Consider the following 26,748-nt stretch of genomic DNA (forward strand, 5'->3'; position numbering starts at 1 on the left):
ATCTAGCTCGTTCGAGTGGGAAACGCCCTGTTCGGACGGGGTGCCTGAGCCCAGGCTACGCCCGTTTCGGCCGCCCGCCAGGGCGGATTTCGCGCTAGCCCGCGACCGCGTACTCGGGCCCGAACTCCGGTCCGCCGGTCATGGCGGCGACGCCGCGCTGGACCAGTCCGACGATCGCCGCGGCCACCTCCTCGGCGCGCTCCAGGATCACGCTGTGCCCGGCGCCGTCGAGTCGCACCAGTTCGGCCCCGTCGAGTTGGGAGGCCAGCACCACCGAATGCGCGAAGGGGATGACGATATCCGCCGAACCCGCCAGTACCAGTGAGGGAATGACGCCCAGGCGGTGCAGGGTCGCCGTCTCGTCGAAGCGGATGAGCGAGTCCAGGAAGCTGGACATGGTCAGCAGCGGCGTCTCGTTGAGAATGGTGGTCGCGACCGCCAGCACGCGCGGGCTGACCTTGCGGGTGCCCAGCGCCGCATCGCGCATGATGGGCTCGAACACCCTGCGGCTGAAGTGTTTCGAGGCCTGCATGACCCGCGGCGCACGGCGCACCGCCACCTGTAGCGAGGTCACGGCGGGACCGCTCAGGAAGCGCCCCAGCCCCACCCGGGTGACGCTGTTGGCCGCACCGGCGATGAGTCCGACGCCGATGATCCGGGTGCCGATGGCCTCCGGGAACAGCCGGGCGTAGGCGAGCGTCACCATCGCGCCCATCGAATGTCCCACCAGCACAACGGGTCCCGTGGGGGCGACAGCGCGCAGTACCGCGTCGAGATCGTGGGCCAGCTGGTCGATGGTGTAGGTGCGCGGATCCGCCGCACCCGAATCCCCGTGTCCCCGATGGTCGTAGAAGACCATGTGCACACTCTCGCCCCAGTGTCGCTGGAGGTGTTCGCGCAACAGCACCCAGGATTCGGTGCGCAGGCAGTGTCCGTGTGCGAACACCACGGTGACGGCGGCGTCGGACGCGCCGAATTCGCGTACTGCGATGGGCACGCCGTCATCGGCGGAAACGGTGAGGTGGTGGCCGTCGAAATCGGCGGCGCGGCGGGTGAGCAAGGACATGACGGCCTCCTGAAGAGTTCGCCTTTTGCCCGGTTGTCGATAGGGATTGCCGCCGCGTTAACCGGCTACACCAGGCGTTATAGACAAGTTGTCCAACTGACGCCGGTGATCGATACGAGCCGATCGGTAAATCTGCGTTTCTCTGGCGCAGAGCCAAGAACCCGCTAGAAAGCACTGCCAAGATGTGTCGATTATCGAATCTAGAGAAATCTAGCGATCTAGCTAGAAACGTGTAGATAGTTATGACCGCAGCCCCGAACACCGGAATCTGCCCCTATCTAGTGTCAGACCTAGATAGGGGCAGATTGGCCTGACCGTCAACGAATCAGGCCCTTTCCGGTACGGCGTCCGGAGTCTTCGGGTTACGTCGCCGCCGAGGCCCGGGTCGAGGGCAGGAACGGCCGCAACAGGTTGGCCTCGGTCGACGGCCCCATCTGCCATTCGGCGATCCACGGCCCGGTGCCCTCGCTGGGATCGAGTGCGCCGTCCTCGAGCCAGCGGTAGCGGCCGTCGAGCAGGCCGCGGGTGAGCTCGCCGTCCTCGTCGTCGGTATTGGCCCACAGCGCGTCGAACAGCCGCTGCACCCGCAGCCGCGACTGGCGGCAGAACACATCGGCCAGTTCCTGGGCCGCCGCGCCCTCGGGTCCGCCCTTCAACACCTCGGCCTGCGCCCGCACGCACGCCGCCGACATGGCGAACAGCTCCGCGCCGATATCCACTATGCGACCCAGGAAGCCCTGCTTGTACTCCAGCTTCGCCTGCCACCGCGCCATGCCGTACATGAGCGCCCGCGCCTGTTTGCGCGCCATCCGCTCGACGAAGCGCATATGCCGTGCGAGCGGACCGAATTCGCCGAAGGTGGCCGGTACCGTGCCCGCGCCGACCGCCAGCTGCGGGAACCACTTGGCGTAGAACCCGCTCGCGCCCACCGCCGCCTTGGCCTTGTCCTTCATCTCGGCATTGCGGTCCACCAGCGCCCCGGCCGCGGCCATGTGCGCATCGGCCATCTCGCGCGCGATGAGCAGTCGCATGATCTCGCTGGAGCCCTCGAAAATGCGATTGATCCGCAGATCGCGCACCAATTGTTCGGCGGCCACGGCTCGTTCGCCGCGCGCCCGGAGCGAGGCCGCCGACTCGTAGCCGCGCCCGCCGCGAATCTGCACCAGTTCGTCGGCGATCTCGCAGCTCATCTCCGAGGCCCACAGTTTGGCCAGCGCCGCCTCGATGCGAATGTCGTTGCGGTCCTCGTCGCACATATTCGCCGAGAGGTCCAGGACGGCCTCCAACGCGAAGGTCGTCGCGGCGATGAAGGACAGCTTGGCCCCGACCGCCGCGTGCTCGCCGACCGGCCGCCCCCACTGCACGCGGGTGGCCGACCATTCGCGCCCGATCTTCAACGCCCACTTGGCCGCCGCCGTGCACATGGCCGGAATGGCCAGCCGCCCCGCGTTCAAGGTGGTGAGCGCGATCTTCAGGCCGTCGCCTTCGCGCCCGACCAGATTCTGCTTCGGAACCCGCACATTGTGCAGCCGGGTGACGCCGTTCTCGATGCCGCGCAATCCCATGAAGGCGTTGCGCCGCTCCACCGTGATGCCCGGACTGTCGGCCTCCACGATGAACGCCGAGATGCCGCCGCGATGGCCCTCGCTGCGGGGCACCCGCGCCATCACCACGAGCAGCTCCGCGACCACGCCGTTGGTGGTCCACAGCTTCACGCCATTGAGTTCGTAGGCCTCGCCGTCCGGGGTCGGCGTGGCGGTGGAGGCCATGCGCGCCGGATCCGAGCCCACATCGGGTTCGGTGAGCAGGAAGGCCGAGACCGCCCCGGCGGCGCAGCGCGGCAGGAACTCCCGCTTCTGTTCGGGGGTGCCCGCCAGCTTCAGCGGTTCCGGCACGCCGATGGACTGGTGCGCCGACAGCAGTACTCCGAGGCTCGGGTGCGCCGACCCGACCAGCATGAGCGCCTTGTTGTAGCCGACCTGTGTAAGTCCCACTCCCCCATAGGATTCGGGAATCTTCAGCCCGAAGCAGCCGAGTTCGGCCAGACCGCGCACGTATTCGTCGGGGATCCGGCCCTCCTCCTCGATGCGCATCCCGTCGACGGTTTCGCAGAAGGCGCGCAGCCGGGTCAGGTACGCCGTCATCTTGGCGGTGTCCTCGGCGCTGGGCCGGGGATAGGGATGGATCAGGTCGAGCCGGAACCGGCCGAGGAACATCTCCTTCGCGAACGAGGGTTTGGCCCAGGTGGTTTCGCGGGATTCCTCGACGAGCTGCCGGGCCTGTTCCTCGGTGGCGTCGACTTTGGCGGTAGTCGCCATGATGTCCTCCTCGACCGTGATCGGAATCACATTCGAGTGTAGGAGTCTTTGTTACCCACCGGTAGATCTGTTGCCCGTCTGAAATGCGTTGCCACGCAATGATCTTGAATTGCGGGCAATTGCTCCGCTAATCGCTCAGATCGAATTTCATGAAGACATCGGCGCGCGCGTACGGGCTGTCGCGCAGCGAGCCCGGCGGCACGTGTTCGAATCCGACCGATTCGTAGAGATGCACGGCATTGGCGAGCCTGCTGTTGCTCTCCAGATACAGCGTCGTCGCCCCCTGCGCCCGCGCGTACTCGATGGCGGCCTCCAAGACCAGGCGGCCGATACCGCGTCCCCGATGTCGGGGCGGCACACCCATTTTCGAGATCTCGTAGACGCCGTGGCCCTCGGGCACCACCGCGCCGCAGCCCACGATCTCGGCGCCGTCGCGGGCGATCAGCACCTGCCCGCCCTTGGCGACGATCTCGGACTCCGGATTGTCGAGCAGATGGGAATCGGCGGGCTCGAGGGTGAAGTAGGCGTGTATCCACTCCTCGTTGATCTCCTTGAACGCCCGCGCGTCGGCGGCCGTGCGCATGGGTTCCACGACAATGGACTGGGTTGGGGATGGTGTTGGCTGAGGCACCTGATCAGCATGCCGGGGCTCGAACTATAACGTCCAATACTTGATAAGTCGGATTGATACGCTCACCTTATGGATGGGGTGGAGCTGCGGCATCTTCGATACTTTCTCGCCGTCGCCGACGAACTGCACTTCGGCCGGGCGGCGGCGCGGCTGCACATCGCCCAGCCCGCCTTGACCCAGCAGATTCGCCGCCTCGAAACCCTGCTCGGCACAAGGCTTTTCGACCGCACCTCACGCAGCGTGGCGCTCACCCCGGCCGGGGCGGTACTGCGTGAACGCGCGCAGGCCATCCTCGGCCACGCCGCCCGCGATCTGGACGAGGTCGCGCGCGTCGGACAGGGCAGTCAGGGGCGGCTCTACCTCGGCTTCGTGCCCTCGGTGCTGCCGCTGGAGCCGCTGCGCGGGGTGCGGCTGTTTCGCGAGCGGTATCCGCTGGTCGAGGTGGATCTCGTGGAGGGCTACAGCTCACGAATGATGGAGCAGCTGAGCACCGGTCGACTGGATACCGCGATTGTGCGCGACCCGGACGACCTGCCCGGTATTCACACCGAACCGCTCATTACCGAGCCCTTCGTCGCGGTCCTGCCCGCCGACCACCCGCAGGCCGGACGCGCCACCATGACCGGGGGCGAGTTGGGCGAGCATCCGCTGGTGTTCTTCCCCCGGGCCGCGGGCGCGCTCGCGCACGACAAGAACCTCGCGCCGCTGCGGGAAGCGGGGTGCCGACCGCGCATCGTCCAAGAGGGCAATACCTGGACCACCATCATGTATCTGGTGGCCGAGGGACTCGGCATCACCATCGCGCCGCGCAGCGCGACCTTCACGGCCCCGGCCTCGGTCCGCATCATTCCGCTCACCGAAACCGACGCGGACACCACCATTTCCGTGGCGCACCGTACCGACGACGATCGAGCCCTGCTCCGCAATTTCCTGGCATTACTGCCCAGAGCTACTGCACCCCACGCAAATATCGACCGAAGTGCGGAACCGTGAACCCGATGGTTCCGCGTTCCGCCGAATAGATGAGGCCCTTCTTGATCAATCCGTCCCGGGCCGGGGACAGCGAGGCGGGTTTGCGCTCCAGATGCTTGGCCACCGCCGCGGTCGGCACCGGTCCGTCGTCGCCGGAGAGATCGGCCATGGCGCGCATGTACTCGCGCTCGGCCGGAGTGGCGCGTTCGTAGCGCGAACCGAAGAACCCGACGGCCAATTCCTCCTCCGCGTGCGGTGCGGCGACCTCCACATCGTCGGCGGTGATCGGGCTCTGGGCGGCCACATCCCAGGTGGCCTTGCCGTAGGCCTGCACGAAATACGGGTAGCCGTCCGCCTTCTCGTAGAGCGTGTCGAGAGCCGACTCGGTGTACTTGACCTCCTCGCGCTCGGCGGGGGCGATGAGCGCCTGATCGGCGGAGTCGCGGTCCAGACGGTCGATGCGGTGGTAGGAGAACAGGCGCTCGGAGTAGGACTTGGAGGCCGAGAGCACCGCGGGCAGATGCGGCAGGCCCGCCCCCACCACGATCAAAGGCGCGGCGTCCTGGCTCAATTCGTGGCACGCACCGCAGATGGCGGAGACATCGGCGGGCCCGAGATCCTGGAGTTCGTCGATGAACAGCGCGATACCCACGCCGCAGTCGCGGGCCAGTTGCGCCGCCTCCATGAGCAATTCGACCAGGTCGATCTCGATATCGCCGGAATCGGCCCGACCGGTCACGGCGGGCACGTCGATCCCCGGATTCCACCGCTCCCGCATGCCCTTGTCGGCGGTGGCGCGCAGCGCGAAAGCCTTGAGAATGCCGAGGAAGTCGTCGACCTGCTCGGGATTGCGATGCTGCACCGCGATGGAGCGCACCGCCATGTGCAGCGCCGAGGAGAGCGGCCGCCGCAGCTCCTGATCCGGGCGCGCCTCCAACTTGCCCGTACCCCAGCCGCGCGAACGGGCCGCGGAGCGCAGCTGATTCAACAGGACGGTCTTGCCGACCCCACGCAAACCGGTGAGCATGACGCTGCGCTCCGGGCGGGCGCGGGCAATGCGTTCCAGCACCACATCGAAGGCGTCGAGCTGCCGGTCGCGGCCCGCCAGCTCGGGGGGACGCTGCCCTGCTCCGGGGGCGTACGGATTGCGCACGGGATCCATGCCGCCCCACCGTAGCGGGAAATCGGGGAAATATCGGCGTGTCTACCGAACCCTTTAGAGACAGTTATCGATTGGCACACGCGCCGGTGGGGTAAGGAATTGTCGGTGTGCCCGTGCACTCTTGCGAACGCGAGGTTCCGGATCGCCCGCGCGCGAGCGCGCATCTCTACTCTTATGTCTGATTCGCGAACGATCCAGCGCAGGGAGGGACCATGTCGGAAGATGCCGCACCCACCGTCGCGGAGGTGGTCGAATCCTGGAACGTGCCCGATGAGGCGACCGTTGCCGCGCGTATTCGCAACAACATCCTGGTGGCCATCGAACGGGGTTACGACGACCCGCAACTCGTCGCCGATCTCGCGGTCGGGCCGTTGGTGATGGCGCTGGGCAAACTCGAGGTCGAGCTGGCCGATGCCCGGCGGCGGATCGAACATTTGGAGCGGGCGGTCACCGCGGGCGAGTGAGTGGACGCGTCGGCGGGTGCGAGAGGCCGCCCGCCGCTGCCCGTTTCGAGAGGTACGACCGCATTGTGTGAGGCGGTTCTAACGCGACTGCGGCGGCGTCGCAATTGAGCCGCCGCGCCCTCGCCGCAGGGGCCGCATCGAGATGGTTTGCCGCTCAGTTGATGCCGTGGTCGACCCCCTGATTGCCCCGTGATGCCTGGTCACCAGGTTTTCGATTCGATAACGCGGGTATGGCGGTCGAGACCAGGTTGTGATCCGGCTCGAGATGCGCGAATCGTCCGCTCAGCGGGACATTTCGCGACTCGCCGCGACACACCCTCCTGTGGGGTGGACAACATCCCCGCCTGGCCGTAATCTTCTCGTGACTTAGCGGAGTCTGTCGCTTCATCGGAGAGGCGGCCCGCGACGTTACCGCCTAATCGATCATCGGGATCCGTATCCGAGATCGAACCGGGGACCCAGAGTTCGTGGGGTGAATCCTCGTCGGCCACAAGGTCGATGGGGTAGGGCCGATCTTCCCGGCCCGAACCCGTCAGCTAACTCGGTCGGCGGTCAGAGCAAGGAAGATCGGAGATGCGGCTCAGTGGGTAAGCACAGCTTGCAACGGGAATCTCGGTTGCCGAATTCCGTCAAGGGCGCTCTTGTAGCGGGCGCTTTCGCGACGGGAGCTTTCCCGGCAATCCAGGCGGGGGCCGCCCCCATCGACATTCCCGGTATCGGCACCTTCGACACCCCGTTGTCGGATCAGGATGCCGCAGCGGTCAATACGCAGGTGAAGGCCTTCACGACCGGAGCCACCAACCCGGAGACCAACCAGTTCGGTGGCGGTCTGGGCGTGGGTGGCGGAGCACAGCTGCCCGGTATCGCGCCGCCGCAGTTCGGGCTCCCCGGCTTCATGCAGCAGCAGAACCAGGGCCCCGCGAACATCGCCCTCGAGGCCGCCAAGACCAAGGTCGGCGCCCAGTACTCCTGGGGCGCGTCCGGCCCGTACAACTTCGACTGCTCGGGTCTCGTGCAGTGGGCCTACAAGCAGGCCGGAGTCGATCTGCCGCGCACCAGCTTCGAGCAGTCGCACGTCGGCCAGCCGGTCGCCTTCGAGAACCTCGCTCCCGGCGATATCGTCGTCACCAATGGCGGCGGGCACGTGGGCATCTACGCCGGTGACGGTAAGCTGCTCAATGCCGTTCAGTCCGGCACCCCGGTCTCCTACACCAACCTCCGCTCCGACCAGGTGGTCACCGCACGCCGTATCGTGTAGTGCGTGGCTCCTGCTCCAGTGAGTGAGTCGGCCCAGGCCCGCGTTGATGCGTGGATCTGGGCCGTACGGCTTTTCAAGACCCGATCGGCGGCCGCGGCCGCCTGCCGCGCCGGGCACGTGCGTGTCAATGGCGTGACGGTCAAGCCCGCCCATCAGATCAAACCCGGCGACGAGATCCGGGTGCGCGCAAGCGGTCTGGAACGCATAGTCGTGGTCGAACGCGTCATCACCAAACGCGTAGGCGCGCCCGTCGCCGCCCAATGCCTCATCGACCACAGCCCCCCGCCCCCGGACCCGCAACTGGTAGCCGCCATGCCCCGCCGCGACCGAGGCTCCGGCCGCCCCACCAAACGCGAACGCCGCGAAACCGACCGCCTCCTGGGCCGCGCCGACGACTAGCGCCGTCGACCAGGTGGTGGTGGCGGGAGCCTGTCGGGAAATGCCGCCATCAGTACCTGGTGATCGCATGTCCACCTCGGCGGACCAGGCGCTAGGGGAGGGCGGCCATCTTCAAGGGGATGGCGATGTTCTCGTCGGCGTAGTGGACGGCGCAGACGCGGTGGTAGCCGTCGGCGATTTGAAGGGGTACGCCGGTGCGGAAGTCGCCGCGTACCACCAGGATCGGGGACAGGGACTTACCGGCGACGATCTTCTCCAGGTCGCGGCGCACGTAAGGGTTCATCGCGGGGGCCAGGTCGAGCCGGGCGGCCCGCAGGATGTCCTTGGCCTTCTTGTGCTCCACGGGCGCGGCGCGCAGCTCCCGCACCACGGTCTCGATGACATCGGGTTCGGCCAGCAGTTCCAGGAAATCGGCCGCCGCCGGATAGTCGTGCTCCTCCGGCTCCTTCTTCCACTTCACCTCGACCCTCGGCTCCGCCATGGCGTCATCATTCCCGCGCCACCGCCGCCGCCTCGTCCGACACGCTGAACTCCGCCTCCCAGACCACCCGCACGATGCGCCGATACCCGTGCGCGACAGCCAGTTTCTCCGAGATCGCGCCGGACTCGAGATCCACCGACACCAGCACGGTGAAGTCGGTCGTGTCGGCGGCGGTGAGCTCCAGGACAGTGGCGGCGGCCTCCGCGCTTTCGGCCACGGTGTGCACAACCCCGCAAATGGGCGGCCCGCACTCACGCAGATCGTGCAACACATGCGCGAGATCGCTCCGGTCGCCGATATCGCAGCGCACCAATACGATTCGGTCCTCCATACCGCTCAGGGGCGGTGGCAGTGCCCGTGGCTCACGGGTCAGCAGCACCACGTCGTGCGCCCCCGCCCCGAGCAACCAGCGCACAGCCGCGACGCCCGCCGACCCGAGCCCGCCGGTGACCAGGTAGGTGTTCTCCGGACGGACCTCGACCGCCGGGAACACCTCGTGCACCGCAGTCGGCGGCGATTGCGGAGTCGGGCAGGTATCGGGACCGGTACCGACCACGCCCGATCGGCTCACGTCCGCCGGTACGAGCGCAGCTCCCCGCGATGTGCGGTGCGGCGCTGCGCCATTGGAGGACGCGTATTGCCGAATCCCCCACTCCAGCGCTTCGGGCGGCGCGATCCCAGGGGAGTCGACGGGCTTGTCGCGCTCCCGAGCAACTCCGTTCGAGGTCGGCGCTGATGCGGCGGTGTGGTTTCCGAAATGGTTCGCTGCGTGGTCCGGTCGCCGCCACCGACGGCGTGGCGGCGGTGCGGTGAAGGGCCCGAGGACAGTCCAGTCGAGCCGTCGGCCCTCGAGATGCAGGTGGGCGAGAGCACGGAGAAAGGTCGCGGGTTCGTCGCCACGGGCGGCGACGGGGTGGGTGGAGTCCCGGAAGGCGACATGCTCCCGCACGGTGGCGACGAGGCGCGGGTGCGGCGCGATCTCCAACACGGTCGAAATACCCTCGGAAGCAGCGACTTGCAGCGCTGTGGCGAGATCTACTGGACTCGAAGCGTTTTCACCCCAATAGGCGGCATCCAGCTCCGCGTGCTCGATGACCGCGCCGGATCGTGCGGTCGAATAGACCTTCGCGGTAGGAACTTTCGGTGTCATCCCGTGCAGCTGCTCCAGGATTGTCGAAGCCAATTCGTGGGCCCGCAGCCCGGAAACCGGCGACTGCCAGCTCCCCGGGGCGTCGGGGAGCCGCTGGGCGAAAATGGTCCGCCGATGCGCGCGCCGAACCAATGCATCGATATAGCGGGGCTCGCCGGATACGGTGATCGACCGCGCCCCGTCGATAGCCGTCACCGCCACGAACGCCCGCATCGGTTCAACCAACCGCATTGCCTCCGCCGCAGTCGCTTCGAGCACGGCGGTCGCGCTCTCGCCGTCCATCTGCGACAGAATCCCGCTGCGCACCACCAGAACTCGCGCGGCGTCAGCCAACGAGAGCGCGCCGCTGGCCGCTGCGGCCGCGATCTCCCCTACCCCATACCCAACCACCGCGTCCGGCTGGATTCCCCACCACGCCAACAACTCCCCCATGGCGACCTGATACACGAAGGTCGCCGCCTCCGCGAACACCCGTCTGCTGCTGTGGGCTCGACCGGGAGCCGCACCAACGTGACCCTCACCGCCGACCTGATCGACACCCGGACGGCCATTGCCGGTCATGCAACTGGCAGCCACCTGGCCATTGCCCGTCACGCGGCTGGTACTCGCACCGTCACCCGCTCGCACATGACCCACGCTCGAACTGTCATCGGCGGCCGTTCGGCCGGTAGCGCTACCGCCCTCGGCGCTTCCGCGCCCACCACCCTCCCGGCCGATACTGCTCGTCGGCCCTGGCTCAGCACGCCTATCCACGCTCACCCAATCGGTACTGCCGCGGCCATTGCCGTGCATGGGGCTGCCGTGATCCTCGTGGCCACTGCCGATTTCAGGGGAGCCGCCCTGGCCGCTGCCGGTGTCGGTCTTGTGCCCGCCGCCGAACCCATGGCGCGGTGTCCATACCCGTGGTCCGCCCGCTGCCACGATCGCGTCCGTGGCCTCCATCAGTGCTCGGGCGAAGATCGGGTAGCGCGCTGCCAACCCGCGGGCCATGCCCGCGTACGGTTCACTCGCCCCGGCGAATACGAACAGGAGACCGCCGGGTTGACCGGTGACCCGGTCCTGGTTGGCCGTGTCGCGTACCGGTGAGGTTGTCGCGGTGGCCATCCTGGGGGTGGTGGGGCCGAAGACCTCTGTGACCACCGTGCGGTCGGGGCTAGGTAGTGCTGGTGGGCTGGAGCGGTGGGCGGCGGAGACTGGTTGGTTCGCGGCGGTGATGCGGGCGGCCAGGGCGTGGAGTTGGGTTGTGGCGTCGGCGAGACTGTGGGCGAGGATGGCGGCGCGGGTGGGGTCGGGGCGCAATCTCGCGGTGGCGGCGGCGAATTCGCGCAGGGAACGGAAGGTGTGCAGGGTCGTGGCCCAGTAGCGGGCCGTGTCGTGGACCTCGGTGGTATCGCGGCCGGTGATGGGGATCAGGACGGGGGGTTCGTCGCCGCGGTCGAGGCGGGCCACCTCGTGGTTGTGCGCATCGGCGCGGTCGCCGCGCAGCGGGATGGCGCTGTGCGCGGTGGTGGCGGCGATCTCGGCGATGATGCGCGCACCGGTCCGCTCGGCGTCGGCGGTGCGTTGCAGTACGACGACCGTGCAGCTGCCCGCCGTCGAGCGATCCGCGATGAGTTCGCGGCGCTCGTCCGATATGCCGGGCAGGAGACGCAGATCCACGCCGCCCGCTATGACGAACGGGACGGAGCCGTCGGCCAGGAGCCGGACCGCCATGTCCACGGCGACCACCGAGGACGAATCCCCGCTGTCCAGAACCAGACTGGGGCCGTGCGTCCCGAGTGCCCGCGACAGCCGCTGCGCGATATTGCCCACCGCGCGCCAGGCTCCGAACACCACCGCCGCGTTCGACCCCCGCGCCAGATGCCCCAGCCCACTGTCGTCGAGCGCCTCGACCGCCACCTCGAGGCTCATCCGCTGCCACGAATCCAGTTCGGCCGCTTCCCGTTCCGGCACTCCGAACCAGTCATGATCGAAAGCGTCCAGTCGGTTCCATTCAGCCGCAAGACCTTCCACCGGCCATCGCCGCCCCAACCCGACAATGGCCACCTCGGGCAATAATCCACCACCGGGTAGCGGGTTCATTGCTCGGCGCGCCGAGGTCGAAGCGATGCGGCGGGCATGGCGCAGCCACACGCGTGCCGGTGGCGCGAGGTGAATCCGGCCGACGCTGTCGTACTCTCCCGCACAGGAATTCCCTCCCGCGTCCGGCGGTCCCCGCCGCCGAGGTACTCCCGCGATTATGCCGAGTACTCGCCCGCCCCGAAAGGCTTTGGCGGAGGCGAACCACCGGCGATCACGATGCGCGCACCCACCGGTCTCCTCCTGCCCACGGGGCGGGACATGCGGTAAAGCCCGCGCGAAACGACAAGCGCCCCGGGCGAATCCGCCCGGAGCGCTTGCCGCGATTGTCTGGAATGTCAGGCGATCATGCCCGCCAGGCGCGAGTTGATGAGCGCCTCGGCCTCGGTCACCATGCGCGACACCAGCTCCGCGCAGGTGGGGATGTCATTGATGAGACCCTGCACCTGACCGGCCGACCAGATGCCCGCGTCCAGATCGCCCTCTTCGAACACCCGACGACCGCGCGCACCGGCGACGAGATCGCGCACATCCTCGAACTTGCCGCCCGCCTTCTCGATCTCGACGACCTTGCGGCTGATCTCGTTGTCGGCCACGCGCGCGGTGTTGTGCATGGTGCGGAAGATGAGCTGGGTATTGCGCTCGGTGTGCGCCACGATCTGCTCCTTCACCGACTGGTGAATGGCCGACTCCTGGGTGCACATGAAGCGGGTGCCCATGTTCACGCCGTCCGCGCCCAGCGCCAGCGCGGCCACCAGGCCGCGGGCATCGGCGATACCGCCGGAGGCGATGACCGGAATCTCCAGCGCCTGGGTGGCGGCCGGAATCAGGATCAGGCCGGGCACATCGTCCTCACCCGGGTGTCCCGCGCACTCGAAGCCGTCGATGCTCACGCCGTCGACGCCGATCTTCTGCGCCTTCAGCGCGTGCCGCACGCTGGTGCACTTGTGCAGCACCTTGATTCCGGCTTCCTTGTAGTACGGCAGGAAGGGCTCCGGATTGCTGCCCGCGGTCTCGACGATCTTCACGCCGGACTCGATGATGGCCTTGACGTACTCCTGGTACGGCGGCGGGTTGATCGACGGCAGGATGGTGACGTTCACGCCGAACGGCTTGTCGGTGAGCGAGCGCGCCTTCTCGATCTCCTTCAGGAGGTCCTCGGGCGTGGGCTGGGTGAGCGCGGTGATGATGCCGAGGCCACCCGCCTCCGACACCGCGGCGGCGAGTTCGGCGCGGCCGACCCACATCATGCCGCCCTGCACGATCGGGTGCTCCACGCCGAACGTCTCGGTGAACCTGGTACGCAGCATTGAGCTGTCCTCCCTTGCCTCTCGCGACCCGCGCGCCGACGGGCGGCGGACCCTTCGGGTCGCACGCACGCCCGAACTGCCCCGATAGTCGCATAGTTGCATATGGGGGTTCAACCCTCATGTGAGCGATCATTTGCGCTCTGGAATCGGTACTTGCGGCCAACCTGTGGATAAACGGCCACCGTCACTGTCGCGACTCGAGCATTATCTATGCCTCTGAGCTGGCAAATGATCGAATGACAAATTTCGGCCAGAACCTTCTCTGTAACCCTTGTCACGCCAAAAAGTTAGTTGCTATTCTCGCCTTTGTTCAACCGTCGACGCCGTCGGAAGACCCGGGGCAGCACAGGCGACGGTCCGAGAGGAGCACGTGGCATGACCGCCGGTTTCCAACCGCTCGACGAGCCCATCCGGTCGCGGCGCAATCACTGGGTCAACCAGATCGCGACCCATGCCGCCATGCGGCCCGACCAGGTGGCCTTCCGCTGCAAGGGCGTCGACACCACCTGGCTGCAGCTGCACCAGCGCTCGGAGAAGTTCGCCGACGCCCTGGCCCGGCGCGGCGTCGGCTTCGGCGACCGCGTGCTCATCCTCGCGCTCAACTACACCGAGTACATCGAGGCCGTCATGGGCATCAATGCCCTGGGCGCCATCGCGGTACCGGTGAACTTCCGCCTCACCCCGCCCGAGGTCGCCTACATCGTGAGCGATTCCGGGGCCAAGGCCATCGTCACCGACACCATGCTGCAGCCCCTGGCCACCGCCATGGTCGGCCAGGCTCCGGCCCTCGAGACCTGCGTGGTCATCAACGGGCAGACCGGCGAGGGCGTCATCGGCTACGACGACTTCCTCGCCGAGGCGGGCGAACCGCATGCGCCGCTGGACATTCCGGAGGACACCCCCTGCCTGATCATGTACACCTCGGGCACCACCGGCAGCCCCAAGGGCGCGGTGCTCTCGCACGCGAACATGACCGCGCAGGGCCTGACCTGTATCCGGGCCATGGAGATCACCCCCGATTCCATCGGCTTCTGCACCTCCCCGCTCTTCCACATCGCGGGGCTGGGCTCGCTCACGCCGTATTTCATGTTGGGCGGCAAGACGATCCTGCATCCGCTGGGCGCGTTCAACGCCACCGAATGGCTCGACGCCGTGGAGGCCGAACAGGCCACCACCGCGTTCTGCGTCCCCGCGCAGTGGCAGATGATCTGCGAGGAGCCGACGGTCACCCAGCGCAAGCTGGCGCTGCGCTCGCTGTGCTGGGGCGCGGCCCCCGCCTCCGACACGGTGCTGAAGGCCATGGCCGAGTGCTTCCCGGAGGCCTTCAACGTGGCGGTCTTCGGCCAGACCGAGATGTCGCCCATCACCTGTGTGCTGGAGGGCAAGGACGCGCTGCGCAAGCTCGGCTCGGTCGGCAAGGTCATCCCCACCATTCAGGCCCGCGTGGTGGACGACGCCATGAACGATGTCGCGCCCGGCGAGATCGGTGAGATCGTCTACCGCGGACCGACTCTCATGCAGGGCTACTGGAACAAGCCCGAGGCCACCGCGGATGCCTTCGAGGGCGGCTGGTTCCACTCCGGCGACCTGGTGAAGCAGGACGAGGAGGGCTTCGTCTGGGTGGTGGACCGCAAGAAGGACATGATCATCTCCGGCGGTGAGAACATCTACTGCGCCGAGGTGGAGAATGTGCTCTTCGCCCACCCCAAGATTCACGAGGCGGCGGTGATCGGCCGTGCCCACGAGAAGTGGGGCGAGGTGCCGGTGGCCGTGGTGGCGCTGCTGCCCGACACCGAGCTGACCCTCGAGGAGCTGACCCCGTTCCTCAACGAGAACCTGGCGCGCTACAAGCATCCCAAGGATCTGGTGATCGTGCCGGAGCTGCCGCGCAATGCCAGCGGCAAGGTGGTCAAGGTGGAGCTGCGCAAGCAGTACGCCGACGCCTGATCCGGATCCGAGCCGATCCGCCGCCCGCCGCGGCTCCGACGCGGCGGGCGGATTTGTGAAAAGGCTGTTGTAGCAGCGGATCCGGGCGCACCATGAGGTGATGAGGCTCGAGCCCGCCCACACCGCCGTGCTCGCTCTGCACTGGCAGATCAATGTCGTCCGGCCCGAGGGCTTCTTCGGGCCCATGCTCGCCGAACCGGTCGCCACCAGCGGCGTGGTGGAGCGCGCCGCGGGCTTGCATCAGGCGGTGATCGATGCCGGAATTCCCGTGGTCTTCACGCGATTCACCATTCCGGTGGGTGAGGGCGGGCTGGTGCGCAATACCGGCTTCATGCGCTCGGTCGGCGCGGCGCAGACCGAGTTTCGGCCCAATTCCCCTGGGTCGCAGATTATTCCGGAGATGACCGAGCAGGCCGCGGCGGGCGCGATCTTCGACAATCAGAAGCTCTCCGGCCTCGCGGGCAGCGCCCTGCCGCAATGGCTGGCGGCCCGCGATATCGACACCCTGCTGATCACCGGCGTCGCCACCAATCTCACGGTGGAGCAAACCTCGCGGCACGGAACGGATTTCGGCTTCTTCGTGCATCCGGTGGCCGACTGCGTCGCCGCCGCCACCGCCGAGGTGCACGCCACCTCGCTCGCCAATCTCGAATTGACCACCGCCGGATGCCTGTCCTCCGGGCAGATCTTCGACCAGCTGCACGCCATGCGGCGCTAGATCATGTCCTTCTTGGTGAGCCAGCGCATGATCGGCCAGCCGACGAACACCGGCAGCCAGCAGGTGAGCACGCGGTAGAGCAGCACCGAGGGCACCGCGATACTGGCGGGCACCCCGAAGGCGGCCAGACCGCCGATGAGCGCGGCCTCCACCGCGCCCACACCGCCCGGCGTCGGCGCGGCCGAGGCCAGCGTGCCGCCGATCATGGTCACCACGGTGACCGTCACGAAAGTCGTACTGCCGCCGAAGGCTTCGATACTGGTCCACAGCGCCAGCGCCGCACCCAATGTGGTTGCCGCGCAACCGCCCACGATCATGATCAGCCGAAGTGGACTGCGCCCCAACTCCTTCAGCTGCGTCAACACCTCCGCCAATTGCGGCCGCACCTCGTTGCGCAGCCAGCGCCGCACCGTGGGCAGGAAGATGGAGACGCCGAGCAGACCGAGCAGTACGCCGCCGACCAGATACAGCACGGTGGCATCGGGGACCATATTCGACAGATCCGCCGAAACACCCGCCGCCACACTGAAGAAGATGAGCAGGGTGACGTGCGTGGCCACCTGCACCGACTGCTGCATGGCCACCGCGGCGGTGGCGCGCACCGCACCCAGACCGCTCTTCTGCAGGAACCGCACGCTCAGCGCCAGACCGCCCACACCGGCGGGGGTCGTGGTGGCCGCGAAGGTGTTCGCCACCTGCATGAGCAGCAGATTGCGCAGGTTCACCGACGCCCCCGCGCAGGCCCACAGCGCCATGGCCGCGCCGACGTACTTCAGCACCGAGACCGTCAGCCCGAGCAGCGCCCACCACCAGTTGGCGCTGCTCAACTCCGAGGTGAAGGTCGGCACCGCGCTGATGTACGGGTAGGCCACGTAGACCAGGCCGATCAACAGCACCAGCTGAATGATCTGATTGCGGGAGAACCGCGTGATCTGCGCGGCCTCGATACGGTCCTGTCCGGTCTGGGCGGCCACCTCGTCGCGGGTGGCCTTCATGAGCTCTTTGGCATCGGGCACGGATTTGCGCACCTGCGCCGGGATCGCGATCTTGGTGAGTCGCCGCGAGGCCGCCAGCACCCGCTGCGCGCCCAGCACCTCGATGGCGGTCCGCACCGCCTTCTCCGCGCCGAACAGGCCCGCGCTGGTGAGCAGCAATTGCGCGATATCGGATTGGAAGCGGGTGTCGTAGGCCCCGAACTCCGATTGCGTGAAGCCGCCGAATCGGATGTCGCCGTCGTCGATTCGAATATCCTCGGCGCGCAGTTCGCCGTGCGAGATCTGCGCGCGGTGCATGGTGTCCAGGGCCCGCCACACATCCGCCAGATGCTCACCGTGGGTCTGTTCCAGGGGGATTCCGGCGGGCACGGTGTGCGCGTAGAGCATCCAGCCGCGATCCAGCAGCGCCACCGTGAGCGGTTTGTTGCTGCCCAAGCCGAGATCGCCGATGGCGATACCCATGAGCGCCCGGTGCTCCACCGCGCGGCGCATGGACGCGAACAGTGCCGGATACTCGCCGCTGCGAATGGTCAGCCAGCGCCGAAGTGCTTGCAGCGCACCGCGACTGCGCTGATTCGCGCCGTAGAGCTCCACGACGAGCTCGTCATCGGGCGGGGTGAGCTCCACCGATTCGGCCTGCGCGCCATCCGCGTTGTCGCCGTTCACGCGGTCCGAAACCCGCTGGGCGGCAGGGGCGGTGGTGGTCGCGGTCGTCGTGCTGGCCGCCACGGCCTGCACCGAACCGGGGACCGTCGCCCAGGTCGCCGGAAGGGTGGCCGCCTCGGCCTGTGACACAGCGTTTTCCGCATCCGCGACCACCGTGGCCCCGGCCGCCGTCGTCACCGAGCGCGGCGTCGTACTGGCGGTCAGCACCAGCGGCCCGCGCCCACCCGGGCGCAGCACGCGAAAGGCGTTCACCTGATACCCGCGCTTGGCCAATACCCGCACCGCCGCGTCGAGCGGCACCTCCAGGGCGGGCGTACCCACCACGAGCACGATGACCGCGCCCACGAACCAGCCCACCGAGAGGCCGAGCAGGGCCCGCGCGGGCACCACGAGACTGACCACCAGATGGATCGGCACGAAGGCCAGCAACAGCGTCCACCACCAGCGGCGGGCGCGCGGCGGGAGCCACGGGCTGGCCACGGTCAGGGTGGCCGCCAGCATGGCGATCCAGCGCGGATCGTCGAGGAACTGCGACAGGAAGGTATTGACCTGCTGCGGTTGCGAGAGATGCCAGCGCGGCGCGGAGAAGCCCGTACCGGTGATGGAGAACAGCAACAGCGCGATGAGCCCCGCGGACAGGTAGCCGCCCAACAGCTTCCACTGCCGCCGCCAGACCAGCCGCACGAATATCGCGAACGGCAGCGCCAGAATCGCGATGCCGTACACGATGTAGACGGCATTGGACTGCTCGGGCGTGAGGAAGCCGACGATGGCGGAGACGGACTTCTCCAGGTTCTCCCACTGCGGCCGGGTGATGAGCGAACCCGCGATGACGATGGCGACCAACACCGCCGACAGCCCCACGCGCAGGATATCGCTGGTCCGCCGGACCCGCGGCTGCAGCAGGCTGCCAGCGACGGGGATCTCCCGTCCGTCGACTCGCATGTCCTATAGGCGCTTTCGGCTCGTGGGAGCGGCTTCGGTCCCATGGTCGGATCGGGTGGGGCGGCGGGCGCGCGGGCGGGCCCGTGCACCTACTCGTCGGTTACGGTAACCCGTCACGGGTACGCGGCGGGACGAGCCCATGGCCAGGACGGCCCGGCGTGTCTGGTTCGCGAGCCTCGTCATGTTCGGGCAACCCCCGGGCGCACATGACAGGATCGAACGGTGTCAGCGGACCTGCGTGTGTGTTTCATCGGTGAATCGTTCGTCGCGGGGGTGGGTGACCCGACCTGCCTGGGCTGGGCGGGCCGCCTCGCCGCCCGAGCCAGCAGCGCCGGGCAACCGCTCACCTACTACAACCTCGGTATCCGCGGTGAGACCTCGACCGAACTGCGGGGCCGCTGGGCCGCCGAGTGCGCGCCCCGGCTGCCCGCGGGCACCGATGCGCGGCTGGTGATCTCGACGGGGGCCAACGACACCCATCACCGCGACGGCTCGCACCCCCGGGTCGCACCGGAGCAGTCGGTCGAGAATCTGGCGGCGATCCTGGCGGGCGCGCGGGACCAGGGTTGGCCGGTACTGGTGGTCGCGCCGCCGCCCGTCGCCGACGCCGCGCACAACGATCGGATGGTGGCGCTCGACGAGCGCTTCGCCGTCCTCTGCGCGGGTGCGGGCGTCTCCTACGCGCGCACGCATCAGCCCTTGCGCGCCAATCCGATCTGGATGCGGGAGGTCGCCGCCGTGGACGGCGCGCACCCGGCCGCGGCGGGGTACCGGGAATTCGCGGAGCTGCTGGCCCCGCACTGGCTGCTGTGGCTGTCGGATCCGCACGGGGGAACCGCGGCCATGGGCTGAGGGACCTCGTGTCGCCAGCGGACGGTCAACCCGCACGCGACAGCGGTATCGGTCGGTCGAGTCCGCGGTTCCGGCGGATCGTCCGCCGGGCACGGGGTGTGACCGAGGCGGCGTTCACAGTCTCGTCGCCGCGGGTCAGCTGCCGTCGTTCTCGCTCGCGCCGTTGCTCCGGGTGCCGGAATCCTGCTCTTCGGCGGCGCTGCGCTGCTCCTCGGCCGAGCGTTGCGCCGTCCGCGCCGCGCGGTTGGCCTGCCGCGCCGCCCGTTGTGCGGTCTCCGCCGCATGGCGCGCGGCTTCGGCGTGTTTTCCGTTCTGCGGCACGGTCTTTCCGGTGACCGGAGGCAGCCACTGGTCCAACATCGGCGCGATCCGCGGCGGCCGTTTGTTGGATACGCCCGAGCCCACCAGCACGCCCAGGGCAATGGCCGCGACCGTCAGCGTTGTCTCGACCAGGACGTGCAGACCGTTGGGATCGCTCTTGGTGACCAGTTGCGATATCCCGGTCAGACCGATGCCGCCGGGCACCAGCATCCAGAACGCGGGCAGGAAGGCCACCTGCGTCGGTGGCGCGTTCCGCTTGCGCTGCACCAGATAGGCGGCGGGCACCGCGACCAAGCCGCCGAGGAACGAACCCAGCAGACCGCCGCCGAGCAGGACGCCGACCTTCTGCGCCCCCGCCGCCACGTACAGCACCAGCAGCAGCCACGGCACCGAGTTCGGCGGCGCGCTGGACCGCCACGAGTACCCGAGGCCGATCAACAGCACACCCAGCACCGGGGCCCACCAACCCAGTTGGTAGGCAACGGTATTGGGCTCCGGCGGCTGCGGGCCCAACAGTTGCAGCCCGATCAGGATGCCGAAGGCCAGCAGGAACAGTTTGTTCAGCCCGTACATGGTGCGGCTGGCCCCCGCCACCATCGACCCGGTCGCCAATTCGATCGAGCCATTGGTGAGCGCCGCGCCCGGCAGCAGCCCCGCCACACCCGGCACCAGCAGTTGCGACGGGTGCCCGCCGCCCAGGGCATGCGGGAACCCGAAGGCCAGCACCGTCGCCGCACAACCCGCCAGCACGGGTAAACCGGTGGACAGCAAGGGCATTCGCTCCGCGAGGATGATCAGGGTCTGCACCACGAGACCGATCACCACATAGCCGAGCAGCGCGGGCGCACCGGGATTGAGCATGAGCCCGAGGCCGATGGTGAGCACCACATTGCCGAGCAGTTTCAACCACACCGGTGTCGGCGGTTTGGAGGTGAGGATCTTCTCCAGGTCGGCGGTGGCGCGCGCGGGCGGGGGGAGCTTTCGCTTGATCTCGTCGAGCAGGTGGTACAGCGCGGCGATCTGATCCAGGCGAAGCGTATCCACGCTGGCCTCCAACAGATCCACCGCCGATCCTCGGGAATCCTGTACCCGAACGAATACGCCGGTGGGCAGGACGAAGAAGTGCACCTCGGTGGCGTCGTAGCGGCGGGCCAGATCATCGAGTATTCGCTGCACCTGATTGGTGGTCTCACCGGAGGAGATCAGCGCGACGCCGAGGTGGCGCAGCAGATCCAGCAGATCCGCCGAGACCGGAGGTTCCTCCGGCGGGTCCGCGGCCTCCGGCGCGACGGCGGCGTGGCGGGTGGCGGCGCGGCGCAGCATCCAGCGGTCCACCGAATCGGCGGCATCGCGCATGACCGAGGACATGCGGCGGGGTATGGGTATGGGGCGGGGTCCCGCGCGCAGATGGCGTGGGCGGTGCTCGGATTCAGGTGTGTCCATCGCGCCTCCTCGCTGTCACCGCGCCGAGCGGGCGGGTCGGGAAGCCCCAATCCAGCAAATTTCTCGCAACAAACACCCACCCTAGACCTCGGTGGGAAGCGCGCCGGGCAGCGCCGATGAATTTTTCGCCCGCGTTCCGTCAACACCCTCGAACGCGCTCCGCCATGCTGGAGCCGCACCAACGAGAGAGTGAGAAAACCATGGGCAAGATCGTTGTCGCCGAATTCGTTTCGCTCGACGGAATCATCGAGAATCCGGCGTGGACCGCGCCGTTCTGGAACGACGCCATCGCGGATTACAAGAGCGCGGAGATGGAGGACGCCGAGGCGCTGCTGCTCGGCCGCACCACCTACGAGGCTTTCGCCTCAGCGTGGCCGACCCACCCGGAAGAGGGTTGGTACAAGGACAAGATGAACAGCATGCCCAAGCATGTGGCCAGTTCGCAGGGCGACCTGGAGTGGAACGCCACCCGCATCGAGGGCGATCTGGCCGATTCCATCGCCAAGCTGAAGTCCGAGCAGAACCTGCTGGTATTCGGCAGCGCCCAGCTGGTGCACCACCTGAACGCGCACGGCCTGGTCGACGAATACCGCTTGGTCGTCTACCCGGTGCTGCTGGGCAAGGGCGACAGCCTGTGGGCCTCCGTCGACGCCGAGGCCACCCTGGAGCTCACCGAGAGCAAGTCCCTCGACAACGGCGTCCTGCTGACCACCTACCGCGTCGCCTCCCCCTCGGTCGTGCGCCCGAGTTTCGGCTAGACGCGAGCGTCGACAGCGCGTTGTGCCGCGATCACGGCGTGCCGGAATCGCGAATAGCATCCCGAGAATCGTCCCGGCTGTCGACGCCGGGATATGCCTAGGGGTGGACGCGTTCGTAACCTTGTGGCGTGGACATCGATACGCGACTGCTGCGTTACTTCATGGCGGTCGCGGAAACCGAGAACCTGCCGCGGGCGGCGCAGCGACTGCATGTTGCCCAACCCGCGCTGGCCACACAGATAAAACAGCTGGAAAACCAGCTCGGGATGGAACTGTTCATTCGGTCCAGAGCGGGTATGACGCTCACCGCGCCCGGCAAGGTGCTCGCCGCCCGAGTTCCGGGCCTGCTGGCCGGATGGGATCGCATTCTGCGCGACACCAAGAGCGAGACCAGCCGCGCGGCCTGTGTGTTGCGGCTGGGCAGTGTCGCCAGCGCCGCCGACGGGCATATCCCGGAGATCATTCGGGTCTTCCATCGGCTGCACCCCGATTGGGAGGTCGATATCCGGCAGGGCGGCTGGACCGATCCCACCGCCGGACTCGACGAGGGCGATGTCGATGTGGCCCTGCTGCGCCTGCCCTTTCCGGGGCAGGAGGAGTACCACCTGCGGGAGCTGTTCACCGAACCGCGCTGGATCGCGCTGCCCGAGGACCATCCACTCGCCGAACGCGAGGACATCGACTTTCGCGAACTGTGGGACGAACCCTATGTCTCCTCTCCTGCCGAAACCGGTTGGTGGCGCGACTATTGGATGGGTCTGGACGCCCGTCCCCGGGAGACCGCCATCATCGGAGCCATCGCCCGCAATACCGACGAATGGCTGACGGCCATCGCCAATGGTTACGGCGTGAGCTTCACCCCCGCCTCCACCTCCCACACCAATGCCCGTCCCGGCGTGGTCTTTCGGCCGGTCAACGGCATCGGCCCCACCCGGGTCGCGGTCGTCTGGCCCGATGCCTCCGAAACCGATCCGGTCGTCCGCTATTTCATTCGCTGCTGCTCGGATGTGATCGGCCACTCCGCCGACGGCCACCGCCGCCTGTCGTAGCGGGCCATACGCTGTCGAGGTGGATATCGACACCCGGCTGCTGCGGTATTTCGTCGCGGTCGCGCAGGAGGGCAACCTCACCCGCGCCGCGCAGCGGCTGTACGTGTCGCAGCCCGCGCTGACCAAGCAGATCAAACAGCTGGAACAGCAACTGGGCGTGGAGCTTTTCACCCGCTCCCGCAGCGGTATGACCCTCACCGAACCCGGTCGTGTCTTCGCCGCGCACGCACCCGGCCTGCTCGGCGGCTGGGATCGCATGCTGCGCGACACCAAGAGCGGTGCGAGCGCGGCGGCCAAGGTGCTGCGGGTGGGTTTCATCGCCAGCGCGGCGAACGAATTCACACCCGAGATCACCGCCGCCTTCCGCCGCGAGCATCCCGACTGGCGCATCGATATGCGCCAGACCGGATGGCTCGATCCCTCCGCCGGGCTGGCCGACGGCGATGTCGATGTCGCCTTGGTGCGCTTGCCCTTTCCGGGCGACGACCAGTACCGCACGCGCGAGCTGTTCACCGAACCTCGGTGGATAGCCCTGCCCGCCACGCATGCCCTCGCCGACCGCGCGGAGATCGCGTTCGAGGAGCTCTGGTCCGAACCCTTCGTCGCCGCGCCGCCGGAGAGCGGGTGGTGGCGCGACTTCTGGATAGGCGCGGACCAACGCCCCGCCGAGACGGCCGTCATCGGCGCCATCGCCCACAACACCGACGAATGGCTCACCGCCATCGGCAATGGCTTCGGCATCAGCTTCACCCCGGCCAGTTCCGCCCGCTACTACCCGCGCCCGGGCGTGGTGTACCGAGCGGTTCGTGGCATAGGTCCGAGCCGGGTGGCGGTGGCCTGGCCCGAATTCTCCGAGGCGAATGCCCGGGTCCGCGACTTCATCCGCTGCTGCCGGGAGATCTGCGCGGGCGGCGGTGGGTAGAGTTTCCCGGGTGATCGGTGCTGGTGGGAGGGGCGCACTGCGGTGCGTCGGCGGTGTGGGTGTGGCGTTCGCGATGATCGGCGGCGCGGTCGGATGCGGGAACGAGGTGGAGGGTTCGGCGCTGCCCGGCTCGACAACCGTCACCCAACAGGCCACGGTGACCGCTGCCAGCACGGCGGCCGCGACCACGACGCCCAAGCCGACGCTGTCGAATCCCGCTGTGTTGGAGGGCATTCCGACGTGTGACGAGATCGCCCGGCAGCCCGGTCTGCCCGCGTTCACCGACGCCGACCATCACGATCAGGACGCGTCGTTCACCGCCGCGCTGCGTGAATGCGAGTGGCGCTCGGATGGGCAGTACGTCACCGTTCAGATCTGGCACTACCAGTCGCTGCCGCACCTGGGGGCGACGTTCACGAACAAGAAGATGCTCTGTGGTGACGACGCGGCACCGCCGGTCGGCCGATCGGAAGAAGCGGTGTTCTGCCGCTCCACCAGTCTGTCCAAGTGCGATGTGTCCTTCAAACAGGGGCACGACCTGGTCTCGGTGGAGTGGGGGCGCACCGGTGACGCGCAGGAGAGCGCGTGCCGGGAGAAGGTCGTGCACCTCGGCGGCGTGGTGTCGGGTTTGTTGCCGTAATCCTTTGGGCTCAGGTGCTTTCCAGTACCGCCATGGCCGCGTTGTGTCCGCCGATGCCGCTCACGCCGCCGCCGCGTACCGCGCCCGCGCCGCACCGCAGGATGGTGGCGTGACCGGTGGCGACGCCCCAGCGGGTGGCCGGGTCGTCGGCGGAATCATCGGCGCGATACGGGAATTCCAGATCACGGTGGAAGATGTGACCGCCGGGCATGCCGATCTCGGACTCCAGATCGATCGGGGATTTGGCCTCCAGGCAGGGGTTGCCGTCACCGTCCAGGGCGAGGCACTCGCGAATGGGCTCTGCGAGCACCGAATCCAATTGCGCCAGGGTGGCTTCCACCAGGGCGGCCTTGGAGGCGGCGGGGTCGCTCTCGAAAAGCCGTGCGGGAGTGTGCAGACCGAACAGCGTGAGGGTGTGCATACCCTGCGTGGTGAGCTCCGGCGACAGAATCGACGGGTCGGTGAGGGTATGGCAGTAGATCTCCGACGGCGGGGCCGAGGGGATCGCGCCCGCCGCCGCTTCCCGGTAGGCCCGCTCGAGTTGCGAAGCCGCTTCGGACACATGGAAAGTCCCGGCGAAGGCGTCGCGTGGGTCGACCGAGGTGTCCCGCAGGCGCGGCAGCCGACGCAGCAGCATATTGATCTTCAGTTGTGCGCCTTCGGGTTTGTCCACCGGCTCACCCAGTAGACGGCCGAGTTCGTAGGGCGCGGCGTTCACCAACACCCGCCGCGCGCCGACCACGCCACCGTCGAAGCCGACTTCCGCTGTGCTGCCGTCGGTGTCGATCGAGGTCGCCGGGCAACCGGTGACGATTTCGGCTCCGGCCGAGCGTGCCGCGTCGGCGAGGGCGTCGGTGAGCGCCCCCATACCGCCGACCGGCACATTCCACTCGCCGGTGCCGCCGCCGATCACGTGATAGAGAAAGCACCTGTTCTGCAGCAGTGAGGTGTCGTGGGCGTGCGTGAAGGTCCCGATGAGCGCATCGGTGAGAACGACGCCTCGTACGGTGTCGTCGGCGAAGGTCGCCTCCACCGTCGCACCGAGTGGACGCTCGAACACCGTGTCCCACAAGCCATCGTCGCCGACGATCGCGCGCAACTGCGACCGGGTGGGCAGCGGGCCGGTGAGGGTGGGGAACACGCGCTGCGCCAACCGCGCCGTGTCGCCGTAGAACCGTTGCCACGCAAGGAAATCCCGGTCCGACCCGGTGACACGAACGAAGCTCTCCCGGGTGGCGGCCTCGGAATCGTTGTCGACGAGCAGCCCGCCCGACCCCACCGGTGTATACGACGAAATCCGCCGCCGCCGAGTCTCGAACCGCAGCCCGAGATCGCGAACGATACTGTCCGGCAACAGACTCACCAGATACGAGAACCGCGACAGTCGCGCGTCCACCCCCGCGAACACCTGCTCGGAGACCGCCGCGCCGCCCGTACGCTCCCGCTGCTCCAGGACCAGCACCGAGCGACCGGCCCGTGCCAGATAGGCGGCGGCCACCAAGCCATTGTGGCCGCCGCCCACGATCACGACGTCATAGGAGCCCCGGGTCGGCCTCATGCGTCCTTCACCGCCATCAGATAGCCCTGCCTGCCGCGCTCCCCCTCGTCGGGTTCGCGCACCGTGTAGCTGACGGTGCGCAGGCCGTGTCGGGCCAGCAGTCGCGAGAGCCGCTCCGGATCCCAGCGGTAGCCGGTGGCGACCTTGTGGTCGAAGGCCTCGACCTCCTGGTCGGTGGCGAAGAAGGCCAGTTGCACCAGGCCTTCGGGGCGCAGGACGCGCGCGAACTCGTCGAAGACGGCGGGCAGGCGCTCGGGCGGGGTGTGAATGATGGAGTACCAGGCGACGATCGAGCCCAGCGCGGCATCGGGCAGGTCGAGGGCCTCCATACTGCCCACCTCGAACCGGATATCGGGGAAGTCCCGGCTGGCCAGGCGAATCATCTCCGGCGACAGGTCGATGCCGCGGACGTCCAGGCCTGCGGCATGCAGGTAGGTGGTGATGCGGCCCGGTCCGCAGCCGAGGTCGGCGACGGGCCCGCGGTCGGCCGCGAACTCCACGAACGCGCCGAGAATCGCGCGATCCCACACCATCGTGTCGAGCGCGTCGCGGAACATGGCGGTGTAGAGCTCCGCCACCTCGTCGTAGGCCGTCTGTACCACCCGCATATCGCCAACGTCGGTCATGGACTCGACTCTAGGGGG

22 protein-coding genes and 1 riboswitch are annotated in these 26,748 nt (G+C 68.0%); of the genes, 11 read left to right on the top strand and 11 right to left on the bottom strand.

Going from position 1 to position 26,748, the window contains the following annotated elements:
- Nucleotides 1–94: 94 nt before the first annotated feature.
- The 3 genes from ACIBH2_RS30090 to ACIBH2_RS30100 form a co-directional block, all read right to left on the bottom strand.
- Complete coding sequence (locus ACIBH2_RS30090) at nucleotides 95–1,066, bottom strand: alpha/beta fold hydrolase (protein WP_397123597.1); 972 nt, start codon at nucleotides 1,064–1,066, stop codon at nucleotides 95–97.
- A 362-nt stretch (nucleotides 1,067–1,428) separates the two neighbouring features.
- Nucleotides 1,429–3,384 carry an acyl-CoA dehydrogenase family protein gene (locus ACIBH2_RS30095; protein ID WP_397123599.1) on the bottom strand — a complete coding sequence of 652 codons (1,956 nt, stop codon included), beginning with the start codon at nucleotides 3,382–3,384 and terminating at the stop codon, nucleotides 1,429–1,431.
- A gap of 127 nt (nucleotides 3,385–3,511) precedes the next feature.
- Complete coding sequence (locus ACIBH2_RS30100; RefSeq protein ID WP_397123601.1) at nucleotides 3,512–3,967, bottom strand: GNAT family N-acetyltransferase; 456 nt, start codon at nucleotides 3,965–3,967, stop codon at nucleotides 3,512–3,514.
- Nucleotides 3,968–4,084: 117 nt separating this feature from the next.
- Here ACIBH2_RS30100 and ACIBH2_RS30105 point away from each other — a divergent pair, with 117 nt between their 5' ends.
- Nucleotides 4,085–5,008, top strand: a complete 924-nt coding sequence (locus ACIBH2_RS30105; RefSeq protein WP_397123603.1) for a LysR family transcriptional regulator — start codon at nucleotides 4,085–4,087, stop codon at nucleotides 5,006–5,008.
- On the opposite strand, the gene ACIBH2_RS30110 is transcribed toward ACIBH2_RS30105, so the two are convergent.
- A complete protein-coding gene (locus tag ACIBH2_RS30110) occupies nucleotides 4,965–6,149 on the bottom strand; it encodes an AAA family ATPase (RefSeq protein ID WP_397123605.1) in 1,185 nt (394 codons plus the stop codon). The genes ACIBH2_RS30105 and ACIBH2_RS30110 overlap by 44 nt on opposite strands.
- 212 nt (nucleotides 6,150–6,361) lie before the next feature.
- Between ACIBH2_RS30110 and ACIBH2_RS30115 the strand changes: the two genes are divergently transcribed.
- The 3 genes from ACIBH2_RS30115 to ACIBH2_RS30125 all read left to right on the top strand — a co-directional run bounded on the left by ACIBH2_RS30115 (nucleotide 6,362) and on the right by ACIBH2_RS30125 (nucleotide 8,270).
- Complete coding sequence (locus ACIBH2_RS30115) at nucleotides 6,362–6,613, top strand: hypothetical protein (protein WP_397123607.1); 252 nt, start codon at nucleotides 6,362–6,364, stop codon at nucleotides 6,611–6,613.
- Nucleotides 6,614–7,015: 402 nt separating this feature from the next.
- Nucleotides 7,016–7,180: riboswitch (cyclic di-AMP (ydaO/yuaA leader) on the top strand.
- A 16-nt stretch (nucleotides 7,181–7,196) separates the two neighbouring features.
- Entirely contained in the window at nucleotides 7,197–7,871 is a 675-nt protein-coding gene (locus ACIBH2_RS30120) for a C40 family peptidase (protein WP_397123609.1), read from the top strand.
- Between the two features lie 3 nt (nucleotides 7,872–7,874).
- The gene (locus ACIBH2_RS30125; protein ID WP_397123611.1) at nucleotides 7,875–8,270 is read left to right on the top strand and encodes an RNA-binding S4 domain-containing protein; all 396 of its coding nucleotides are present in this window, start codon (nucleotides 7,875–7,877) and stop codon (nucleotides 8,268–8,270) included.
- Nucleotides 8,271–8,361: 91 nt separating this feature from the next.
- Here ACIBH2_RS30125 and ACIBH2_RS30130 read toward each other — a convergent pair whose 3' ends face one another.
- From ACIBH2_RS30130 to ACIBH2_RS30140, 3 genes are all read right to left on the bottom strand, one after another.
- Entirely contained in the window at nucleotides 8,362–8,751 is a 390-nt protein-coding gene (locus tag ACIBH2_RS30130; RefSeq protein WP_397123613.1) for a hypothetical protein, read from the bottom strand.
- A gap of 7 nt (nucleotides 8,752–8,758) precedes the next feature.
- Nucleotides 8,759–11,983 (bottom strand): acyltransferase domain-containing protein, encoded by a 3,225-nt coding sequence (locus tag ACIBH2_RS30135; RefSeq protein WP_397123615.1) that lies wholly within the window; start codon nucleotides 11,981–11,983, stop codon nucleotides 8,759–8,761.
- 335 nt (nucleotides 11,984–12,318) lie between these two features.
- Complete coding sequence (locus ACIBH2_RS30140; RefSeq protein WP_397123617.1) at nucleotides 12,319–13,290, bottom strand: NAD(P)H-dependent flavin oxidoreductase; 972 nt, start codon at nucleotides 13,288–13,290, stop codon at nucleotides 12,319–12,321.
- A 375-nt stretch (nucleotides 13,291–13,665) separates the two neighbouring features.
- Between ACIBH2_RS30140 and fadD5 the strand changes: the two genes are divergently transcribed.
- Nucleotides 13,666–15,237 (top strand): fatty-acid--CoA ligase FadD5, encoded by a 1,572-nt coding sequence (fadD5, locus tag ACIBH2_RS30145; RefSeq protein ID WP_397123619.1) that lies wholly within the window; start codon nucleotides 13,666–13,668, stop codon nucleotides 15,235–15,237.
- A 100-nt stretch (nucleotides 15,238–15,337) separates the two neighbouring features.
- Entirely contained in the window at nucleotides 15,338–15,955 is a 618-nt protein-coding gene (locus ACIBH2_RS30150; RefSeq protein ID WP_397123621.1) for a cysteine hydrolase, read from the top strand.
- Here the strand turns inward: ACIBH2_RS30150 and ACIBH2_RS30155 are convergent.
- A complete protein-coding gene (locus ACIBH2_RS30155) occupies nucleotides 15,952–18,561 on the bottom strand; it encodes a lysylphosphatidylglycerol synthase domain-containing protein (RefSeq protein ID WP_397123623.1) in 2,610 nt (869 codons plus the stop codon). The genes ACIBH2_RS30150 and ACIBH2_RS30155 overlap by 4 nt on opposite strands.
- Before the next feature lie 222 nt (nucleotides 18,562–18,783).
- Here ACIBH2_RS30155 and ACIBH2_RS30160 point away from each other — a divergent pair, with 222 nt between their 5' ends.
- Entirely contained in the window at nucleotides 18,784–19,413 is a 630-nt protein-coding gene (locus tag ACIBH2_RS30160) for a GDSL-type esterase/lipase family protein (protein WP_397123625.1), read from the top strand.
- 135 nt (nucleotides 19,414–19,548) lie between these two features.
- Here the strand turns inward: ACIBH2_RS30160 and ACIBH2_RS30165 are convergent, their stop codons facing one another.
- Complete coding sequence (locus tag ACIBH2_RS30165) at nucleotides 19,549–21,177, bottom strand: threonine/serine exporter ThrE family protein (RefSeq protein WP_397123627.1); 1,629 nt, start codon at nucleotides 21,175–21,177, stop codon at nucleotides 19,549–19,551.
- A 200-nt stretch (nucleotides 21,178–21,377) separates the two neighbouring features.
- Here ACIBH2_RS30165 and ACIBH2_RS30170 point away from each other — a divergent pair, with 200 nt between their 5' ends.
- From ACIBH2_RS30170 to ACIBH2_RS30185, 4 genes are all read left to right on the top strand, one after another.
- A complete protein-coding gene (locus ACIBH2_RS30170) occupies nucleotides 21,378–21,935 on the top strand; it encodes a dihydrofolate reductase family protein (RefSeq protein WP_397123629.1) in 558 nt (185 codons plus the stop codon).
- Between the two features lie 128 nt (nucleotides 21,936–22,063).
- On the top strand, nucleotides 22,064–22,984 hold the full coding sequence (locus ACIBH2_RS30175) for a LysR family transcriptional regulator (protein ID WP_397123631.1): 921 nt from the start codon (nucleotides 22,064–22,066) through the stop codon (nucleotides 22,982–22,984).
- 19 nt (nucleotides 22,985–23,003) lie between these two features.
- Nucleotides 23,004–23,906, top strand: coding sequence for a LysR family transcriptional regulator (locus tag ACIBH2_RS30180; protein ID WP_397123633.1), 903 nt, complete (start codon nucleotides 23,004–23,006; stop codon nucleotides 23,904–23,906).
- 10 nt (nucleotides 23,907–23,916) lie between these two features.
- Nucleotides 23,917–24,546: a hypothetical protein gene (locus tag ACIBH2_RS30185; RefSeq protein ID WP_397123635.1), complete on the top strand. Its 630-nt coding sequence runs from the start codon at nucleotides 23,917–23,919 to the stop codon at nucleotides 24,544–24,546.
- 10 nt (nucleotides 24,547–24,556) lie between these two features.
- Here ACIBH2_RS30185 and ACIBH2_RS30190 read toward each other — a convergent pair whose 3' ends face one another.
- Both ACIBH2_RS30190 and ACIBH2_RS30195 read right to left on the bottom strand, forming a co-directional pair.
- On the bottom strand, nucleotides 24,557–26,104 hold the full coding sequence (locus tag ACIBH2_RS30190; protein ID WP_397123637.1) for a phytoene desaturase family protein: 1,548 nt from the start codon (nucleotides 26,102–26,104) through the stop codon (nucleotides 24,557–24,559).
- Nucleotides 26,101–26,730 (bottom strand): class I SAM-dependent methyltransferase, encoded by a 630-nt coding sequence (locus tag ACIBH2_RS30195; RefSeq protein WP_397123639.1) that lies wholly within the window; start codon nucleotides 26,728–26,730, stop codon nucleotides 26,101–26,103. The genes ACIBH2_RS30190 and ACIBH2_RS30195 overlap by 4 nt, the downstream gene beginning before the upstream one ends.
- Between the last annotated feature and the right edge of the window lie 18 nt (nucleotides 26,731–26,748).

The sequence above is a fragment of the Nocardia sp. NPDC050406 genome, from assembly GCF_044459025.1.
GTDB lineage: Bacteria > Actinomycetota > Actinomycetes > Mycobacteriales > Mycobacteriaceae > Nocardia.

Excerpts from the sequence above, each read along its gene's own strand:
- ACIBH2_RS30090 (WP_397123597.1), bottom strand. The coding sequence starts at position 1,066 with ATGTCCTTGCTCACCCGCCGCGCCGCCGATTTCGACGGCCACCACCTC.
- ACIBH2_RS30095 (WP_397123599.1), bottom strand. The coding sequence starts at position 3,384 with ATGGCGACTACCGCCAAAGTCGACGCCACCGAGGAACAGGCCCGGCAG.
- ACIBH2_RS30100 (WP_397123601.1), bottom strand. The coding sequence starts at position 3,967 with ATGCGCACGGCCGCCGACGCGCGGGCGTTCAAGGAGATCAACGAGGAG.
- ACIBH2_RS30105 (WP_397123603.1), top strand. The coding sequence starts at position 4,085 with ATGGATGGGGTGGAGCTGCGGCATCTTCGATACTTTCTCGCCGTCGCC.
- ACIBH2_RS30110 (WP_397123605.1), bottom strand. The coding sequence starts at position 6,149 with ATGGATCCCGTGCGCAATCCGTACGCCCCCGGAGCAGGGCAGCGTCCC.
- ACIBH2_RS30115 (WP_397123607.1), top strand. The coding sequence starts at position 6,362 with ATGTCGGAAGATGCCGCACCCACCGTCGCGGAGGTGGTCGAATCCTGG.
- ACIBH2_RS30130 (WP_397123613.1), bottom strand. The coding sequence starts at position 8,751 with ATGGCGGAGCCGAGGGTCGAGGTGAAGTGGAAGAAGGAGCCGGAGGAG.
- ACIBH2_RS30135 (WP_397123615.1), bottom strand. The coding sequence starts at position 11,983 with ATGAACCCGCTACCCGGTGGTGGATTATTGCCCGAGGTGGCCATTGTC.
- ACIBH2_RS30140 (WP_397123617.1), bottom strand. The coding sequence starts at position 13,290 with ATGCTGCGTACCAGGTTCACCGAGACGTTCGGCGTGGAGCACCCGATC.
- fadD5 (WP_397123619.1), top strand. The coding sequence starts at position 13,666 with ATGACCGCCGGTTTCCAACCGCTCGACGAGCCCATCCGGTCGCGGCGC.
- ACIBH2_RS30150 (WP_397123621.1), top strand. The coding sequence starts at position 15,338 with ATGAGGCTCGAGCCCGCCCACACCGCCGTGCTCGCTCTGCACTGGCAG.
- ACIBH2_RS30155 (WP_397123623.1), bottom strand. The coding sequence starts at position 18,561 with ATGCGAGTCGACGGACGGGAGATCCCCGTCGCTGGCAGCCTGCTGCAG.
- ACIBH2_RS30165 (WP_397123627.1), bottom strand. The coding sequence starts at position 21,177 with ATGGACACACCTGAATCCGAGCACCGCCCACGCCATCTGCGCGCGGGA.
- ACIBH2_RS30170 (WP_397123629.1), top strand. The coding sequence starts at position 21,378 with ATGGGCAAGATCGTTGTCGCCGAATTCGTTTCGCTCGACGGAATCATC.
- ACIBH2_RS30190 (WP_397123637.1), bottom strand. The coding sequence starts at position 26,104 with ATGAGGCCGACCCGGGGCTCCTATGACGTCGTGATCGTGGGCGGCGGC.
- ACIBH2_RS30195 (WP_397123639.1), bottom strand. The coding sequence starts at position 26,730 with ATGACCGACGTTGGCGATATGCGGGTGGTACAGACGGCCTACGACGAG.